This window comes from Terriglobales bacterium, assembly GCA_035487355.1.
In the GTDB taxonomy this organism is placed as follows: domain Bacteria; phylum Acidobacteriota; class Terriglobia; order Terriglobales; family Acidobacteriaceae; genus QIAW01.
Window position 1 is genome coordinate 1 of the sequence record DATHMF010000013.1, and the last position, 19,075, is coordinate 19,075.

The 19,075-nt window shown below is 53.2% G+C and carries 14 protein-coding genes; 5 read left to right on the forward strand and 9 right to left on the reverse strand.

From position 1 onward, the window contains the following. Positions 1-408: hypothetical protein (locus VK738_02295; GenBank protein ID HTD21453.1), on the forward strand; the 408-nt coding region annotated here is incomplete at its 5' end. Positions 409-425: 17 nt separating this feature from the next. Continuing rightward, positions 426-1,634: an alginate lyase family protein gene (locus tag VK738_02300; protein HTD21454.1), complete on the forward strand. Its 1,209-nt coding sequence runs from the start codon at positions 426-428 to the stop codon at positions 1,632-1,634. A 179-nt stretch (positions 1,635-1,813) separates the two neighbouring features. Here VK738_02300 and VK738_02305 read toward each other — a convergent pair whose 3' ends face one another. Together VK738_02305 and VK738_02310 are read right to left on the reverse strand one after the other, a co-directional pair. Then, positions 1,814-6,022: a polysaccharide lyase family 7 protein gene (locus VK738_02305; GenBank protein ID HTD21455.1), complete on the reverse strand. Its 4,209-nt coding sequence runs from the start codon at positions 6,020-6,022 to the stop codon at positions 1,814-1,816. 985 nt (positions 6,023-7,007) lie between these two features. After that, on the reverse strand, positions 7,008-7,499 hold the full coding sequence (locus VK738_02310; protein HTD21456.1) for a hypothetical protein: 492 nt from the start codon (positions 7,497-7,499) through the stop codon (positions 7,008-7,010). 390 nt (positions 7,500-7,889) lie between these two features. Here VK738_02310 and VK738_02315 point away from each other — a divergent pair, with 390 nt between their 5' ends. Further along, positions 7,890-9,017: a TIGR03118 family protein gene (locus VK738_02315; GenBank protein HTD21457.1), complete on the forward strand. Its 1,128-nt coding sequence runs from the start codon at positions 7,890-7,892 to the stop codon at positions 9,015-9,017. Positions 9,018-9,360: 343 nt separating this feature from the next. Here VK738_02315 and VK738_02320 read toward each other — a convergent pair whose 3' ends face one another. The 5 genes from VK738_02320 to VK738_02340 all read right to left on the reverse strand — a co-directional run bounded on the left by VK738_02320 (position 9,361) and on the right by VK738_02340 (position 15,564). Then, the gene (locus VK738_02320; protein HTD21458.1) at positions 9,361-10,122 is read right to left on the reverse strand and encodes a hypothetical protein; all 762 of its coding nucleotides are present in this window, start codon (positions 10,120-10,122) and stop codon (positions 9,361-9,363) included. A gap of 7 nt (positions 10,123-10,129) precedes the next feature. After that, on the reverse strand, positions 10,130-11,569 hold the full coding sequence (locus VK738_02325; protein ID HTD21459.1) for a hypothetical protein: 1,440 nt from the start codon (positions 11,567-11,569) through the stop codon (positions 10,130-10,132). A 338-nt stretch (positions 11,570-11,907) separates the two neighbouring features. Next, positions 11,908-13,605 carry a HAMP domain-containing sensor histidine kinase gene (locus VK738_02330; GenBank protein ID HTD21460.1) on the reverse strand — a complete coding sequence of 566 codons (1,698 nt, stop codon included), beginning with the start codon at positions 13,603-13,605 and terminating at the stop codon, positions 11,908-11,910. 119 nt (positions 13,606-13,724) lie between these two features. Next, entirely contained in the window at positions 13,725-14,594 is an 870-nt protein-coding gene (locus tag VK738_02335; GenBank protein HTD21461.1) for a response regulator transcription factor, read from the reverse strand. Positions 14,595-14,676: 82 nt separating this feature from the next. Beyond that, positions 14,677-15,564: a class I SAM-dependent methyltransferase gene (locus VK738_02340; protein HTD21462.1), complete on the reverse strand. Its 888-nt coding sequence runs from the start codon at positions 15,562-15,564 to the stop codon at positions 14,677-14,679. 95 nt (positions 15,565-15,659) lie between these two features. On the opposite strand from VK738_02340, the gene VK738_02345 reads away from it, so the two are divergent. Next, complete coding sequence (locus VK738_02345; GenBank protein ID HTD21463.1) at positions 15,660-16,259, forward strand: TMEM175 family protein; 600 nt, start codon at positions 15,660-15,662, stop codon at positions 16,257-16,259. Between the two features lie 6 nt (positions 16,260-16,265). Here VK738_02345 and VK738_02350 read toward each other — a convergent pair whose 3' ends face one another. Together VK738_02350 and VK738_02355 are read right to left on the reverse strand one after the other, a co-directional pair. Continuing rightward, positions 16,266-17,177, reverse strand: coding sequence for a sugar ABC transporter substrate-binding protein (locus tag VK738_02350; protein HTD21464.1), 912 nt, complete (start codon positions 17,175-17,177; stop codon positions 16,266-16,268). A 194-nt stretch (positions 17,178-17,371) separates the two neighbouring features. Further along, positions 17,372-18,433: an MJ1255/VC2487 family glycosyltransferase gene (locus VK738_02355; protein HTD21465.1), complete on the reverse strand. Its 1,062-nt coding sequence runs from the start codon at positions 18,431-18,433 to the stop codon at positions 17,372-17,374. A gap of 171 nt (positions 18,434-18,604) precedes the next feature. Here VK738_02355 and VK738_02360 point away from each other — a divergent pair, with 171 nt between their 5' ends. Beyond that, entirely contained in the window at positions 18,605-19,000 is a 396-nt protein-coding gene (locus VK738_02360; GenBank protein HTD21466.1) for a DUF302 domain-containing protein, read from the forward strand. Positions 19,001-19,075 lie beyond the last annotated feature (75 nt).

Below are 19,075 nucleotides of genomic sequence, written 5' to 3' on the forward strand. Positions count from 1 at the left end.
AGCTCCAGCTTGCCCGATCCTTGCCAACTTATTACTAAGACCGAGGCTGAAGCGGTGCTGGGTGAACCAGTTCGGGATCCGGAACCGAAAACTCTGGGAGGCGTGAGCATCTGCGACTTCAACACGGTCACGGTCCATGGCGGGGTCCTACCCTACTACGTCCATATCGCTATCTCGCACGAGACGCAGGAAGTGTGGGATGCCGGCAAGAAACTTGACGCGAAAGATCTGCGGCCTGTGCCAGGAATAGGAGAAGATGCTTATTTTCTCCTGGATGACTTGGCAGTACTGAGTAAACAGCGCTCTATGACGGTTGGCGTCATGAAGGACGTTGACCGGCCCGATCATGCCAAAGCAGTAGAAGAAGCTGAGAAAATCGTGGCACAAAAAGCCATTTCCCGCATGTAGATGATGGAGAAAAATCCATGATTTCCCGCCGAGATTTTTGCGCAACCGCCGCCGGTGTTTTTCTCACGACGATCACCATGCCGGAGCTTTTGTCGGCCCGCCATAACAAAACCAAACTGCCGGTGTTTGATGTGGCTGGGATTGACCGCGAGCGTGTAGTAACCGCGGCCCAACGTTACCTGCTTGAGCTGCCGGTCACAATAACCTCTTTTACGAGTCCTCGAAGCGCCGGCGGGAAACACGATTATTTTTCCGAGGGCGATTACTGGTGGCCCGACCCCAAGGACCCTGACGGACCTTATATACAGCGCGATGGGATGACCAATCCAGATAACTTCACCGACCATCGTCATGCGCTTATCCGGTTGAGCCTGCAGGCGCCTGCTTTGGCTGCCGCCTGGCTGCTCACCAAAGAAGAAAAGTACGCCACGCATGCGGCCAAACATCTGCGTGCCTGGTTTTTGGATCCGGCCACGCTTATGAATCCGAATTTGCAGTATTCACAAGCGATCAAAGGCCGCTTTACCGGACGCGGCATCGGCATTATTGACACCCTGCATCTTGTCGAAGTGGCGCGGGCCATCACTGCGTTGGAAGGCTCCAAGGCCCTGAGCAGCGATGAGCACAAAGGATTGAAGAAGTGGTTTGCGGATTATCTGACCTGGATGACTACTTCCCCGCACGGGGAAGAAGAGCGCGAGGCCAGGAACAATCATGGTACCTGCTGGACCGTGCAGGTTGCGGAGTTTGCTTCCTACACGGGGAATCAGGAGCTTACTGCCTTTTGCCGCAATCGGTTTAAAACTGTCCTGGTTCCCAACCAGATTGCAGCCGACGGCAGCTTCCCCCAGGAGCTGAGACGCACCAAACCTTACAGCTATTGCCTGTTTAACCTGGATGCTATGGCCACAGTGTGCCAGACCCTCTCCACTGCGGAAGATAACTTGTGGACCTTCACGCTTCCCGATGGCCGAGGCATCGGAGCCGCAATGGCCTTCATGTTTCCGTTTATCGCCAATAAAAAGAGCTGGCCCTATAAGCCCGATGTTGAATACTTCGACGACTTCCCTGTCCGCCAACCCAGTCTTCTGTTTGCTGGTCTGGCGCTCTCGCGGCTTCCCTACCTTGAGCTGTGGCGCACTTTAGATCCCGATCCGAATGTGGAGGAAGTGATTCGCAATTACCCTATCCGCCAGCCGGTGTTGTGGGTGAGTGCTGGAAAATAAGAATAAGAAAATGCGAATTAAGATCAGCGCTGGAAAAATTCCCACTTTCTATCGAGAAAGTGAACCTCTGCCCGCGCTGACGATTCTCAGGCTGATACCCGGGAACATTAAAAAGGAGACCCCGCGCTGGTGCACGAGGTCTCCCGGTTTTTGCAGCAAGGCCAGAACAGCCGAAGCTGTTATGGTGTGTGGACAACCTTCAGCGAGTAGAACGAGACGCTCGCGTTGGTTGGAGACTGGCCATAATCGCCCGCCTTGAAGTAGCCCCCGATTCCGAGTATTGGGGAACTGAGCGAGACTGGCGCGCCCCCGTTGATGCTGACAGTGAGCTTGTTCTGGCTGTACGAGATCACATAGCTGAACTTCGTACCCGGTGGAACGTGGCCCACTGTCGTCCTGTTTATGCAACCACCGGCCGTGCACTGCTCCACACCTGCCACCACGTCGCCGCTCGAAGTGTAGAACAGCTCGATCAGCGGACGAACCGATACGGCTGGGTCGTCGTGGATCTGGCCGACCACCGGAGCACCAGCGGCTTGCGTGACCGTGAGCGTCGCGCTAAGTGTGTTGGTGCCGCTCGCGGACCAGACAGCATTGCTGCCGTCCGGATTTACTTCACGCAGCTCCGACCGGCAGTGGGTGGAGTTGGCAGTGGTGACGCAATTGACTCCGGGGTCGAAGAAGTCCATCGCGCCGTCACTGCCGGTGAAGAAGTACGGGTCCGTGAAGCCGTTTTCGAGCTGGGTGTTCGAGATGGTCGTCGGGCTTCCGGGCGAGCCGATTGGCAGTTGCAGTGACCAGATCGACATGTCGAAGTTGCATCCCGGAGTCGCGTTTGGATCGAGTGGGCCGTTTCCGTGAGCGCAGGTGCCTCCCGGATTGACCGTCAACGACACGGTGGTGGTGTGCGTGAGAGAGCCATCAGTGCCGCCAATGGTTACGGTTACGGTACCGGTCGTGGTGCTGCTGGTTGTGGTGATGGTCAGCGTGGATGATCCCGAACCTCCGCTGATGGAGGCCGGGCTGAAGCTGGCCGTGGCTCCGGAAGGCAAGCCGCTCGCGCTCAGCGTCACCGTGCCTGTGTACCCATTCACCGGGCTTACAGACGCAGTGTAGCTGGTGTTACTCCCTGCGGTTACCGTCTGCGAGGCAGGCGTTGCCGACAGTGAGAAGTTGGGCACCAACACCGGATTGACAGTTAAGGTCACGTTGGTCGTGTGTATCGGACTTCCACTCGTGTCCTTCCCCGTAATCGTCACCGTGTAGCTTCCGGCAAGCGTCGAACTGGCCGTGCTGACAGTCAGAGTAGATGACCCTGAACCGCCGCTGATCGAGGCCGGATTGAAGCTGGCCGTCGCTCCCGAGGGCAAGCCGCTGGCGCTCAGCGTCACAGTTCCCGTGTACCCATTGATCGGGCTCACGCTGGCCGTGTAGCTGGCTGCGCTGCCGGCGGTGACCGTTACCGTGCTGGGCGATGCTGCAAGCGAGAAGTCAGCAGCCTGCGTGGCCTGCACCACTAAGCTCACACTGGCACTGTGGGTCAGACCGCCACTGGTTCCCGTAACGGTCAGTGTATACGTACCCGCCACAGCCGAACTGCCGGTTGACACGCTCAGCGTGGATGAACCCGAGCCGGTGACCGAGGTCGGATTCAACGTAGCCGTCACGCCCGCAGGCGCTCCGTTTACGCTCAGCCCTACTGCTCCGCTGAACCCGCCGCTCGGTGTTACGTTCACCGTGTAGCTGGTGCTGCCTCCCGCCGTTACCGTCTGCGAAGCAGGTGTCGCCGACAACGCAAAATCGGCTGCGCTGGGCAACGTGAAGTTGCACAACATCTCTGTGCCAACCTCACTGAACGCTCCCACCCAGTTCAGTTGCGACACCGTCGCCTGCTCCGTGCGGAAGCTCAGGTTGGTGCTGATGGTCTGCTCCGTTCCATTCTGTGGCGTCACATACGCTGCGTACGTGTGCGCCGCTATATTTACCACCACGCGGAAGTGGTAGGTCACTCCGCCCGAGTAGGGAATGATATTGGTGGCCGTGTATGCCCCCCCGCTGCGCGCATCGATGTTCCCCGAGGGATTGAAGCGCGTAATGACCGCAAACCCGGTGTAGGCCGTCTGCACCCCGTTCGAAAGACCCACCACCGCGTTGATGGGCGAGGCCGATGGCGTCGCGTCATAGGTCGCTGTGAAGGTCCCCGTCTGGTTGGCGAAGGCGGCGTTCTGCCAGGGCCCGTTGGTGGTCGTGCTCACGCATTGACTTACCGTTTTCACCGTCAGGTTTACGGTTGCGGTGTGGCTGGTGCTGCCGTTAGTCCCCGTGATGGTCAGGGTTGAAGTGCTGGCCGCCGCCGAACTGGGGGCGCTAACTGTCAGCGTTGCCGAACCCGGCGCGTTCACCGAGCTCGAACTCAACGTGGCCGTTACACCTGCCGGCGCTCCGCTCACGCTCAGCGCTACTGCTCCGCTAAACCCGTTTACCACGCCTACGCTTACCGTCGAACTGCCGCTGCTGCCCGCATTCACCGTCAGCGAAGTCGGGTTGGCAGACACCGTGAAGTCCGGTTGCTGCACTGGGTTTACCTGCAGCGTCACACTGGCACTGTGGGTCAGACCGCCACTGGTTCCCGTAACGGTCAGTGTATACGTACCCGCCACAGCCGAACTGCCGGTTGACACGCTCAGCGTGGATGAACCCGAACCGCTCACCGAAGTTGGACTCAATGAAGCTGTAACTCCGGTTGGAACGCCACTCACGCTCAGCGCAACACTGCCACTGAACCCATTGAGCGCACCCACGCTCACCGTGGAGCTGGTGCTGTTGCCGACGATCACCGATAGCGAATTCGGGTTCGCCGCCAAGGTGAAGTCAGCCTGGGCGTTGACCGAGAGTGTCACCGTCGCGGTGTGCGAGGTGCTGCCGCCGCTTGTTCCCGTGATGGTCAGCGTATAGTTGCCAGGCGCCACTGTGTTGTTGGTGGTAATGCTCAGGGTAGAAGATCCCGTGCCCCCGCTGATTGAGCTTGGATTGAAGCTGGCCGAGGCGCCCGAAGGCAGGCCGCTTACGGTAAGCGCAACACTTCCCGTGAAGCTATTAACAGGACTTACAGATGCTGTGTAACTGGTGCTGCCGCCGGCCGATATGGTTTGTGAACTCGGCGTGGCTGTCAGCGAGAAATCTGGTTGCAGTACTGTCCCTGCATCGGCACCGTGAGTCAAAGTTTCGTAGACAACAATATGGTGGTCCACAGGAGTGCCCGGCGCTGCTCCCGGCGAGGTGACCGAATTCGCGAACACCGTCGGCAACCAATCATGCGTATTCGTCAACGTCATGCCCAGCCGGTTGTGGTACTCGTTGTAACCGATCACAAACGTCGGACGATCGGGCGTCAGGGTCACGCTGCACGTAACCGGCTCCGACCGACCCAGCAGTAGCCCCGCGTGAAAATCCAGAGTGGCGGACAGAAGCGCCTTTTGCGTCTCATACACGTTGCCCCCCTGAATATGTACCGTCTCCGCCGCATCGATCATGGCCGCCAGTTCAAACAGCGCGTGTCCCATGTCGCGGCAGGTCTCCGCATTCTGCCCGCTCGACTGCACGAACCTCGGGATGTCCGCGTTCAACATGCCCAGCGCGTGGTTGTACAGCGTGGCATCGTTGTTGTACACCGCGATGCCGATCATCCCCTCGATCATGCTCAGTTCCCAGTTGGGGTTGTTGCTGGAACCGTTGTGGATCGGCGGCACCATCACCGAATTCATCATGTTCCCAAAAGCCGTGGCATCGGCCGCCGACCAGCCTGCATTCGAGTAACGGATGATCTCCGCCGCCCGCGGCCACTTGGAGCTCGACCAGGCCGCCTGCAACGGCCCATTGGAATTGGTGAAGCTGGTCACGTGGCTGTATGCGTTCAGGTTCTTGATGGCATTATTCGCATAGGTCTGATTGCCGGTGATGTACCAAAGCAAAGCCTGCACATAGGCCACCGCGCCGTCTTCGTCATCGGCGGTGCAGCCATTATCCGGGCTCGAACTTGATCCGCAGTCGATGACCCCGCCCGATGGGGGCCCGGCCGGTGATGGACCTGCTGCAAGACTGTTGCTGGGAGTCACTGTCGGCGTGAGCGATCCATAAGGATGCGAGATCGCATTTTGGTAGGCCGAGAAAGCGGGCTCGACATGCGCGTTGACCTGCGCTTTAATAAAATCCAGTTGTGCTTTGCTTACCAGCACGCCTGGGTGCACAAAGGTTTGTGCTGCGGCGACCTGGCTTCCCATGACCATGAAGACCAGGCACATTGCCACGAACGTTAGAACTACGTATCTCTTTACAGAATTGGCTCCAAGAACTTCTGTCCTGCAAAACTCACGCTGTTTCGGCTCCATGTTGTTGACTCCTTAAATTTTTCGCTGCGACCCCAAAGTGCTCTGCTTCGGGATTCGGTTGTGTTTTGTGGATGGAGGAAAATAGAAGATTGATGAAAATGACAGCCACCAGGCGCCCGCTTGGAATCATGCGCGCGCTCGAGATTCTTTAACAGCATCTGAGGACTTACCATCCGTTTCTCCTCGCGATTAACGTCAGAGACTGAATGAGGGCCTAAGTCTTCGTACTGGTCTTACTGGCTTCGGCGATGCAACTGCGTCATCGTTTGTTGTCAGATTTCGCGGATTCTCATAGTCTCATATTATGAGACTATGTACTTAATAACGGGACACATCCTAACCTTGTCTTCGCATCGTGTCAAAGGTTTTTTTATTCGACAAATCCAAAATGCGGATGAGCGCGGATGTAGAAACTCCAACTCCATCGGGATCATTCCTTATTTGTATGGAGAACCTGCTACAGACCGGCCTTGCCGCACGTACTTATCAGTCCGCCGTTCTTAACGCGGCATTTGTCAGCATGCATATACAACTTTAGGAATTGGAAGGGGAAGTTAATAACCGATATTGACCGATAAACACTGACCAAAAGACGCAGCTGCCATGACCGAAGGTGTTAGATATATGTTAGATATGTTCCTCAGTCTGCCACAATCGGGTATCTCTGCATCCCTCGTGAACAATAACAGTGGTCTGCTCCAGATATTGTCCTGAAGACCCGACCCATTTGTGATGGTGCTTTCGGCCCCTGTCACGGCGACCTGCGTTAGGCGGTTTGTCCTGACCGGGTAGATCAAAATCGCAGGCCCGCTCTCGTTCAGAAACAGGAGTTATATATACCGTATTATGAGACTTTAACTTTTATAAAGGTACAGTCTTCCCTGCCCTCGTTAGCCGCCAAAGTTTTTAGTGGGATTCATGAAAATGAATGATGAATGGCATACAGGCAAGGCCAGTCAGGGGACCTGCTAGGTTGATGATTCCTCTACTTCGCAGTACAGCGCTTTGCTTCGAAGAAGACGCCCCGCCAGTTCCAAAGAATGCTTTGTTTGTTTTTCAGAAGCACAAGGTTTCCGGGAAACTCAGTCAGTTGATTCTTTTCACGATAGATGTCTACCTCGACGGCAGAATCTCCGCTTATGCCAATGTCCTTTAGGGTAATCGTGAATGCATCGGCAAAATCTGAGGCTTTAACCTGCCTCACATAGTATTGTGGCGCCTTGAGGACAGCGTCCCCGGAGCGGGCCAGGGATGGCGTAAATCTCAACTTTCTTCCGAGGAAGGCGCGCGCTTCTACCGGGCTGAGCGATTGCGGGTTAGATGTTTGTAGTGCCCTGGTAGTCTGCCAGCACCCCGCAAGCTCTTTTGGCATTTGTGCGTGCGCGTTGCTCCATCCTGCAAGCGCCATCAGGGCGCCGACTAGAATCGCGGCCGCCCTGGTGATTCCTGATGTTGGTGCCGACAAAACAAATCTCATGATCACTCTCCCTGGTTGATATTTCTTGGTTCTGACATAGTACCTGCCAGTATGCATTTACAACTTGGGGAACTGGAAGGAAAAGTTAATAACCGAGATTGACCGAGAAAACGCGGCTAAAAGACCATAACTGAAATCCACCCGACATCTGCAATCCTTAACAAGAAAATTACATCTACAAGACAATTCCCAACCGCCTCTCTTTTTATACTTCCTTATCGCATCATTCCAGATGCGAAGTTAACTGAGCTGTCTCTTGAATCCGGCGTCGGGCTATTCGAGGCAGTATATCGCCAAACAACCTGCACAAACACGTACCCAATTCAATTTCACACGTATGTGCTCACCGTTAAAAGCTTGTCAAGAAGATCGAATGGAGGACAATTTCAAATGCATAACTCCCCTTTTACCCGTTTGAAGCCGCTCGCTGTCGGCTTTGTAGTCGTCCTGTTTTCAACCCTTACGATTGCTCAACACTACACGCAGACCAACCTGGTCTCTAATAAGGCTGGTCTTGCACCGGTAACGGATCCAAATCTGCAGAATCCCTGGGGACTGGTTGCCAGCCCAACTTCTCCCTGGTGGCTTTCCAACAATGCTGGTGGCACTTCCACTCTGTATGCGACGCCCACCGGTACAGCGGCAACGATTGTTCCGCTGGTGGTAACGGTGCCCAATGCGCCCAGCCAGCCGGCCCCTGGTTCCCCAACGGGGGTCATGTTCAACGGAAGTGCAACTGATTTTCTTCTTGCCCCAGGCAAGCGGGCCATTTTCATATTTGTAACCGAAGATGGCACCATCTCCGGCTGGAACCCCGGTGTACAACCAACGACGGCGGTTATTGAAGCCGACAATTCACAGGTTCCCGACGCAGCCAACGGAGCGGTTTACAAGGGTGCGACGATCGCTGAAATCGACGGAAAGAAGTTCATCCTGGCGGCTAACTTCCGCAGCGGGAATATCGACGTTTTTGACACCAACTTCAAGCAGGTAAAAATCTCAGATGACGCTTTCGATGATGATCGCATCCCACGCGATTTTGCTCCTTTTAACGTGCAGGCGATTGGCCCCAACATCTACGTAACCTATGCCAAACAGAATGCGGCAAAGCATGACCCGGTGGGAGGCACCGGCTTCGGGTTCGTTGACGTTTTCAGCCCTGAGGGCAGATTGAGGGCCCGGCTGCAGCATGGGCCGTGGCTCAATGCTCCCTGGGGCGTGGTGCTGACCACGGAGCACTACGGCGAGTTCAGCCATACACTGCTGGTGGGTAACTTCCGCGGCGGCACCATCGCGGCATTTAATCCGTTAACCGGCCGATTCCTGGGCAACGTCTTGAATCCCGACGGCACAACCCTGAATATCGATGGATTGTGGGCGCTCACTTTCGGTAACGACCACAACGCCGGCCCTGCCACTACGCTGTTCTTTACTGCTGGTATCAACGGCGAAGTGGATGGCCTGTTCGGCACTCTGACACCTGTTGCTGCCGAACTGGGTGAAGATGATGAGCAGTAGTCTTTAAAAGAAAACATCCAAGACCCGCTGCCGTGCGGGTCTTGGATTGTTTTAGGACGATTTCTTCAAACGAAAAATCCGGAATATGGGTTTTACAATTTTTTTACAAATAAACGATCAGGTAGTGACACTTCATACCGGCTAAACGAGTAGTCTCCTCCTCAATGTTGTAAATAGATGCTGTAAGGTAAAGAGCCAAAGAGCTCTAAAAACTGAACTGGACAGAGAAGGCAATACCTTATGCGTCTCCAGGACCAGAATGCGTCGAATCAAAGTTGAGGGAGGCTGTGGTCCGGCGCATTCTGGGTAGGTTAGGTCTAGCGCAAGCAACATTACGGGACGTTCAGTGATTGTAGACAGGGCTTGCGGGCACAGGTGGGTCGTAATCACGGCCGTATTTGTTTTTGTGGGATTTATATAGGCTTCCAGCTTCCGCCACGTGGAGCGTACCGAAGGAAGCCGCGCCTTCCGGAACCACAATTTCTCGAGTTAGATTTTTCAGCATCTCCGGCAACGAGCGTTCATGCCAAACGTGCAGAATATAGCGCCCCGGCGGAACGCTGGCGATACTTATCTGTCCGGCACGGTCAGAAGTTCCGTAATAGGGTGTGGCCATAACAACTACTACAGCACTCATTTCAGGATGAATGTTGCAGAAAATGTACGATATGCCGGGGTGATCGAAGCGAACGGCACGAGTGGTTCCTGCTTCGTAGAGTCCGAGGTCGAAGCGCTTGCCTTCAAATAAGGAAAATACGTTGTGGAAAATCGGATCGCGATTGGGGAATTCCACGACCGTCCCCATCGGGATCACGAGGATGTGAGGCTTGAAGCTTTTATCTTTTTGCAACAACTGTGCACGTTGTGGGGCAGCAGGAGCAAGATCGGCATTCTTCCCGGAAGAATTATCCACCGGCGTCAACCAAACCACGATGTTCGATTTATCGGCAATGGCCGAACTCGCTTTGTCTTTCGTTGAATCAATACGGGTCAAATCAATGCGGCCTGTGACTGTCGTTTTCTGACACCAGCCCAAAGCCGGTGTAAGCAGCAGAGAGAGCAACAAACCGTATCTGGCCCAATACCTCATTGGAGATGCGTCCATGGTTGCTTCAGAAAACAATGCCCATAGCAGTACTAATGTGGTTTGCAATCTCGCTGCTGTGATCAAGACTAAAGGTCCGCAAATGCCGGTACTCGATCGAGAATATCAAGTTTGATCGTGGCCGGTAAATGACATTGGCAAATGCACTCTGGTTCCGCACGACGGTATCGAAGTAAGAAATCTGTCCTCCAGAGAAGCCATCCACCTCTCGAGCAAATGGATTCTCCTGTCCAAACGCAGCGTTGAATTCGAAGGGGCTTTCCGTCGGTTTGAATTTCAGTTGTGTCCATCCCCCCAACGTATCCAGTCCATCGACTTCAGTCAGCGGATTTGAGAGTGGGGTTTCCCACAGTGCGCTGCGGCCCAAACCGCCGCCTAAACCTCCGATAGCGCGCCCGCGATGGAACTCGCCGGTAAGCGAGAACCAGCGATTCAGCGGCAGGCTCCAATCCGTAGTACCTGCCCAGCCGTAAACTTTTCGCTGGAATCCCCATTTTTGGCTGCCATAATATCCACCCACACCCAGCGTAAATGGCCGTCCGAAAATATTCTGCGTCCAGGCTACACGGGCGGCCGCTCCGGGTGTCCGCGATCGCTCTCCCGCCTGGGGCTGACGGAAGTACTGCGACATGGGCGTTTCCCCTGTCAACGAATCGAGAATTCCACCCTGGACCAGAACGCTTGAACCCTCGCTGATCTCGGTGCGATGTTCTACTCGGAACTGTGGAGTCCACGCCCATAGATTTCCCGCGTAAGAAAGTGCTGGTGTTGACAGCGTAACGAAGCTTGTTGGCGACAGTGGCGCAAAAAATAAGCTGTCTTGTCCGGCAACAATAGATGTATTTTTCCAATCCAGTCGCACCGTACCGGTACGCAGGCGCATAATTCCTTGGGTTACACCGTTCGAGTAACCAGGAAACCCTCCTGAAAAATCAAACTGCACGCTGGCGCTGGTTTTCGCGCCCGCAAACTCCGGACCAAAAACTTCCAGACCAAGTTGGGATTGACGCAAGCTACCCCCAAAACTGCCGCGCGAATCCAGGGTCGCTCGCGGCATTGCCGTCGTGGGAAAATCAAGATTGTCCACCGACCCCTCGTTCCCGAACAAATTCAAGAGCACAATGCCAGAGAGCTTTACGCGGTACTTGGATGCACTCTCCACCTTGGTTTGATATTGTTCATTGATTTTTTCGCTTAGAAGTTGCTGCTCTTCTTCCACCTTGGCCAGCCGTTGTTCGGCCCCCTCACCCTGATTCGATTCGTCCACCGCATTGCCTGGAATTTCTGCAGAGGCCTCCACGGGAACCACGGACCCAGGTTTGGCATCGAGCTTTCTTTCCGTGGCTTCAAGCTCTTCCTGCAAGACATCAACTTGAGTTCGATAGCGGACCGCTTCGGCGTGAATCTCACGCACTGCGGCCTGAAGTTCGCGAACTTGCTTTTGCAATTCGATTACCGAATCTTGCAGCGACGCATTCTGTGGGCTTGCTGTGACCGGCTCCTGGGCCTGAGACCGTAAAGGCCTATTCATCAAAAGCAAAGAAATTGAAAGTAATAGAAGAAGACGATAACGCGAACGAGATAGGTTTCTCCATGGCATAATGAGCCTCCCTTACAAAAAGAATTATGCTGGCCTAAAGCTATTTCGGGTTTGATTGAAACATTTCAGGGCCTCATGGACCGATGTCCTCAAATATGTTTTTAAGATGAGGTCCTTTACTGAGCTCGGGATTCCGCCCGGCAGCAGCGCCGCCCAGGTTCCCGATGCTTCCGCTTGCTAACGGCTCAATGTGTGGACAGCGAACTGGCAGTCGCTTCTCTCCCCTCAGCAGTCGCGGGCCGTTGATTGAAAGAGAGTGGCAACGTGAGCTTGAATACCGTGTGTCCGGCAGCAGTGCTCTCTATCTTTACACTGCCTCCGTGGTCTTCAATGATCTTTTGAACAATCGTTAATCCCAGGCCTGTACCATTTTCTTTTCCAAAGCTGACAAAAGGTTCAAACAGCCTACCACGAATTGCTTCTGCAATTCCCGGACCGTTGTCGGCAATGCAGACTTCCAGGAATTTCTCGTTGCTATGAATCGTGATTTCGATTTTTCCTGAATCACAGGGTACAGCCTGACAGGCATTTAGCAGTAAGTTGTAAAAAACCCGTTCCAGTTTTTTCGTATCGTACCAACAGTTGCTCGGACCCTGGCTGGCCAGGGTAATATTCACACCATGGAACTCGGGATTGGCTCGAACCGACTGAATCGCGTGCTTCATCGCGTCCTCTACGTTGCCATAAATCAGGGAGAGCGACTCCCGGGTGCGCGAGAATTCCAGAAGCGACTCGATCAGATCTGTCATTTGCGCGACGGCCAGGCGTATCTCATGATAAAACTCTTCCCGCTGGTGCAGATCGAACTTGTGCTCCGACAGGAACTCTGAATTCGCCACAATGGCGGTCAACTGATGGCGCATATCGTGTGAAATAGAGCTCGCCATCTGTCCGATGGTGGCCAGGCGTTCTGATTCAAGCAGCTTTTGCTGAGCTTTTTGCAAGTTGGTACGCATTCGATCAAAAGCTGCGGTCACCTCAGCGACTTCGTCGCCACCATGCGGCTCCAGAGGATAAGCAAAGTCTCCCTTCTCCAGAGCGCGGACACCAGCTACCAGGTTTCCCAGGGGGCGCGTGAAGCGATGCGAGATTAAGAAAACGAGCAGTCCCTGGCACACGATTGCGATTAAGCCCAGTCCCATAAGAAAGCGGTATAGACCCGTCAAGAACCTGGTCGCCTGGTCGTAAGACTTCAAAACGCTCAAGTGGACGCCTGAAGAAGCACTGGGCGCAAGCTCAAGTGATGACGCCAGATAACGTTCATCCCCTAATTGGATGTCTCCCGGATCTGGCTTTAGCCCTCCGCCACCTTGCCGGGCCAGCTCCGATTCCTGACCGGAAGAAAGTGTGCTCCTCGCAATGGAGTTCCCGTACCAGAAAGCAACCTGACTGGTTGAGATCTGGCTGATTTCCTTAGCTACGCGGTCATCAATTTCGTAACCTACAGCCAGCACTCCCAACGGATTATTGGCATTCTCCGGACCAGAATAAACCGGCTGAAGAAAAACTTCGTACAAATGCCCAGCTCCAAACCACCACTGCCTCGGTTCACCCGATTGTAAAGAACGATCCAGCGATTCCTGGGCTATCCCAATGGTGAATACCGGAGCTGAAGTGTGGAGGGCAACAATTTTTCCGGAACGGTTTGCCAGAACAAATAAATCGCTTCCGCCACGCTTCCAGAAGTCAGTGGACGCATCCTGGATGGTCGCCGCATGTTCGGTTGTCATGAGCGCTTTAAGGGTGGGCAGGTTGGAAAGCAGCTCCGCCGAGTGGCTCAGGGCAATCTCGCGTTCATATTGAAAGTTCTGGAAGGTAAGAATTGAGTTGCGCAGGTCTGCAATAATCTGGTCACGAATCTGCGAGTTTACGCTCCGACGCACGATGAGCAAACTCGTCCCCGTTAACCCGGTCGAGATCAACAATAATGCAATGAGAAACTTGGTTCGTAATCGAACCTTCACTATGACTCACCCCTCCGACAGCACCGGAACTCCAGCCGCTATCGCACAAATTTATACCCAGTGCCATGCACGGTGCGAAAGTGTACGGGGAATGCCGGGTCTTTTTCAATTTTTTGCCGGAGCTTCAGGATGTGGTTATCCACTGTGCGCGTGGAAGGATAATTTTGATAGCCCCAAACCTCATTCAGAAGCTCTTCCCGCGTGACCACACGTTCCAGGTTTTGTGAAAAGAACTTCAAAACCTTGAATTCCTGCGCTGTGAGAGAAATTTGCTGGCCCGCCCGTTTGAGTTCCATCTTGGTGAAATCCACCGAGATATTTCCGAAAACAAACAAATCGGAAACTGTCCCGCTCCGCGCAGAACGCCGGAGGGCGCCCTGAACTCGCGCCAGCAACTCTCTTGGGCTGAATGGTTTTGTAACGTAATCGTCTGCACCAAGTTCCAGCAGAAGAACTTTATCCACCACGTCGGTTGTCGCGCTCAGGACTATGACTGGAAGCGAGGGGTTCTTGCTCTTGATTTCGCGGCAAACTTCTTTCCCGGATGCACCCGGCAACCTCAGATCCAGGAGAACTACCGAAGGTGGGGCATTTTGAAATAACTCTAGCGCAGCCGTTCCGCTGCCGGCGATATCAACGCCGTATCCTTTCGACTCGAACAACCGCTTCAATGCTCTTTGGACTGCGCGGTCATCTTCCACCACCAGAACTCGTTCCATCCCGTAATTGTACTTCGGAAGCGGCGGCTCCGAGTATGACTGACTCGAAACCTGGCTAGAGTCGGCTTTTTCCTTTATGTCTGCGTCATCTTCTTGCTGGATAGGTGTGAAATCCTGCATGGTAAAAACAAAATCTCCCTGAGCATACCCAGCAAATACAACCTGCTGGATAAATGTCACTAGAATCATCACACAGAAAGAATTTTGAAATTGTCATAAAAATGTAAATTCATCGTGGCGTTAAGAGTCTCGCATGTTGAGATCGAATAGTTCAGACAATTTCCAGCCAGAAGGAAATCCCTTTTCGAGCAACACCTGTTAATTTAGGGCTTGCCCACAGCGATTCCAATGGCTCCATACAATCACTTTCCTGGCTGATGAATGCGTTCGGCAGCACAACTTTGAAGTTCTCGTGTCCGGCAAGCAACGAAGTTGCCAGCAAATATTGCTCTGAGTAGTACCATTCTGCCCACTCTGGCATGTAGTCGTAAGGCAAATCAATATCGTGGATATGAACCAGGACCCCGGGACGTAAGTTTGGCAAAATATCCAGAAAAAAAACACTGACATCAGAATTCATGAAGCTGCGGTGAGAACCGTCTACGAACAGAATGTCGCCGGACTGAAGGCCCTCAAATAATTTCAGGTCAACATCCTGTGCCGGTCTTCGAATGACCTGATCGCAGATAGCATCAATTCCAGCTCGCGGATGAGGATCAATCGAGGTAATCCTGGTCGCGAGCTTGTGGTCGCGAATCGCACGGCGCACAACTTTCGTGGAGTATCCCGAGCCTATTTCCAGGTATTGACCGGGTTTTCTCAAGGCCACAAAACCATATAACGCCAGCGTATCGAGCCCATCCAACCATTTGTTGATCCAGCAAGGTTCGGTTGATTCCTTGGGTTCGTTGAGTGGTATCTGCAAAAGATGCGAATCCAAACTGCGAAACTCCTTCAAGGTCGCTGCGAACTTGGACCTATCAGCAGAAAACAATTGATAAAGTTTTTGGTGCGGTGGCTTGCCGTATCCGTATCGTGGAGTCGGCACAAAAGGGTAATCGAGAAAGATGGGGTAGTACCCTTTTAGCAATCGAGGAATGTTGTAGAGTACATACAAAAAGCCGTTCTTGCGCGCAATTCTCTTGAGAGTCTTTGGCATGTGTTTATACGATTTTATCCAGATGCACAGCTATAACCAATTTTTGGAAAAGCGAAGCAGCCGGCTGTAATTCTAATGCAAGGGAGCAGTGACCCATGCAGTCTGAAACATCGCGCATCGAAGCATTTTCAGACGGAGTGTTTGCCATTGCAATCACACTGCTGATCCTGGAGATAAAAATACCCACTCCGGCAAAGGGCAGTCTTGCTGTTGCTCTGTTGCAGCAATGGCCATCGTACCTGGCTTTCCTGATGAGCTTCGCCTTTATCGGCATCATGTGGATCAACCATCACCGGCTGTTCACCCACATCAGACGGTCGAATGACGTACTGCTCATTTTGAACCTTCTGTTGCTGTTGGGGGTTACAATTGTGCCTTTTCCCACTGCAGTATTGGCGGCATATCTGGGTGATCGCGATCAAAGGGTGGCAGCGATGTTGTACAACGGAACATACTTCGTGATTGCGTTGTTGTTCAATATACTGTGGCACTACTCCGTTTCCCGCCAACTCCTCGACAAGAGCACTCTTCCCTTCTCACAAAACATTTCCAGACAATATGCTTTAGGGCCGGTTATGTATTTGATCTGCCTGGCCTTGGCATGGTTCAGTGTGCCGGCGAGTCTGGCAATCAACGGCGTCCTGGCAATTTTCTTTGTATTACCACCAGAGCTATTGAAAAAACGCAACGGGTAAAGATCATTATTTTTTTGCGTTTGAAGCCAGCACTTCCATCGATGGAAACGACGTAGCTGCGGTTAGCGTTCGCTCGGGCGGCTTCAGGCCTTTCTGGAACGCCTGGACCAGCATCTCCAAAGCCAGGCCGGTATTGGCTGGGACCACAACTGTGGCGGCCAGCAGGCCATCTCGAACCCATTGCTGTCCTCCTTTGGGAAGACCATCGCAACCAGTGTAGGGCAACCCGAGCCACTTCTCCCGGTCCTCGGAATCGAACAACTCCTGAAATGCCTTCCGCGCCCCCAGGGCCATCGAGTCGTCTTGGCACCCAATCACGTCAATTGCAGTTTTCACAGAGGTCGAGAGTCGCAACCAGGCTTGAACCGATCGCTGGGCGCTTTCCGAAGTCCATTCGCCTTTCAGCATCCTTACCTCAATGTTGCCAGGCTTTGTCTCGTACATGCCGGATGTTCGCTGCTTGGCGGCCGAACTGTTGGAAGGGCCCTGTATATAAAGGACGGAACCGCCCTTGGGCAGAAGTGCGGCAAACTGCTTTCCCTGAATCCGGCCAATCTCTTCGTGATCTGAGGTAATAGAAAAGATAGGAACATTAAGAGTGTTGCGGATTTCTGCAATGTAATCGATCTCACGATTGAGAACTACCCATCCGATTCCGGCAGCAACGGCCGCGCGTGCCACAGTCGGCAGAGCTGTTCCGCCCACCGGTTCCAGGACAATCGCGTCAGGATGTGAATTAGAAGCGGATTGAATAACCTGCAATATTTGCTGGCTTTGATTAATCGTGTCATTGTCCGCGTAGATGATATCCACGTCTACGCCGAGCCGGCGCGCTGTCTCCTCAGCAGCCGTCGCCTGCTCCTGCTGATAGTCGTTGTCGTTCGTTGTAAGGGAAACGAGGAACTTGCGCCTTTTCATGTCAGCTTTAACAAAATCATTATCTCAACTTCTGCCAAGCTTTGCATAAAAGGTCCACAATAACAAACTTTTCATGCTGGGTGAAATGCAATCACCTGGCCGGAGGGCGCTTGTAGTGGTTTATTAAACCGTTCTAAGACAGAAAGCGCCGCAATTTGCAGAGTCAAATCTCCCTTCTATTGTCGGCTGCAGCACTATGGGTTTACATGAGACGGTGCTTCAACGTGCTGTGCTATAAGCGCATCAACTTTGGCCAACAGCGCTGAATTATCCTGGCGCGGATATTGCTTCAAATTTTCCAGATACTGCGGAAGATTAAAGAGAAATGCCTCGACCCTCTCCTTATTCAAATCCTCCCAATATGAACCGTAGCCCATTTTGCCGACGTAATAGGCATTCAAGATCTGTTCAAACTGGTTCTTCACCGGAACCGCAAGGTAGGGCTTGCCTAAATATAACGCCTCGCTCAACAGCGAGAAACCGGCGTTTGCGACTACCGCCTTACAGCCAGTCAAGTCTTGAAAAAAACTGCTCAACGAGGGTTTCTTGAAGAGGATGTTCTCCTCCTGCCCTTCGCGGTCAAACCCGTAGGCAATGAAAGAGCCGCGCACGCTCTTGAGCAGCTTTACAAGATCGGGAGAAGGAGAGGTGACGTACACCAGAATATCTTCACCCTGGTGAGTTTTGGCCTGAAGAATTTCCTCCCGCAAAATAGGTGGAAATAAGAAGGTGCCTTTGCGCCGTATCTGCGCCGGGAAAAACGAGATGACCAGATAAGCATCAGCTCGCGGAGTCATCAAATGTGTAACCAGTTTTACCGCTGCGGCGTCGCGTTTGTACTGCCGCGGATAGCTGATATCTGTATTCGTCAGGATGTGCTGATTGTCTATGGAAATCACCGGTAGACGTTTCAAGTGCCCCACGTGACAAGACAACGGCTCAAAGTCAGTGACCACCAGATCAATCGCCCACTGTTTCACCAGCCGCATCAGTTGGCGAATGCTTCTGGCCGCCTTGGGAGCAGTGATGAGATTTTTAGCGAGTGTGCGTTTGTATCGCACCTGGTTGTTGACATAGGCGATGCGAAAACCGTAAATCTCGGTAACCTCGAAACTCTCAGCCAGGTTTTTTTGCCCGCGATCGAAGGAGACCACATGCACCGTGTGTCCCTTTTGCTGAAGATGCGTGATAACTTCTTTGGCGCGCGTGGAGTGGCCTGAGCCTTCTCCATTGACCCCGTAAAGTATGTTAGCCATGTGGTTTTGGATGAGTATAACGTAAGAGCTTATTCCGGCGAATAGAACCCTCAAGAACAGCCGATAACACTACGGACGTATTACCCTATTTACAACGTCGCTTGTCTGAAAATTCAAAGCAAGAACGGCGTTGATTTCTGTTTGAATTTTAATTTGATGCAGGAGGAACGTATGCCGTCGTTGCCTGATAATGGAATGGCTCACGTATCCAGTCCTTATTCCGTACCGGAGACATTGCAGCGGCTGGAATCGGTATTGCAAGCCAAGGGGCTCACCATTTTTGCCCGAATTGACCACAGCGGTGAAGCCGAGAAGGTCGGCATGAAGATGCGTCCGACTCAACTGGTCATCTTCGGGAGTCCCAAAGCCGGCACGCCCCTGATGATCGCTTCTCCGACTCTCGCTATTGATCTTCCTCTCAAAGCCCTGGCCTGGGAAGATGCGGATGGCAAAGTCTGGCTGTCGTATAACACCCCCGAATACCTCAAGCAGCGCCACAATATTCCTGACGGTTTGCTCAAAAACATCGCTGGCGCAGGAACATTGATTCAAAAGGCTGTCGAATAAATACTTGGGGTTCAATTGGCGGAAACTAAAACGGTAAGCCTGCGGGCGTGGTCGGCCCGCAGGCTTTTTTGCGAG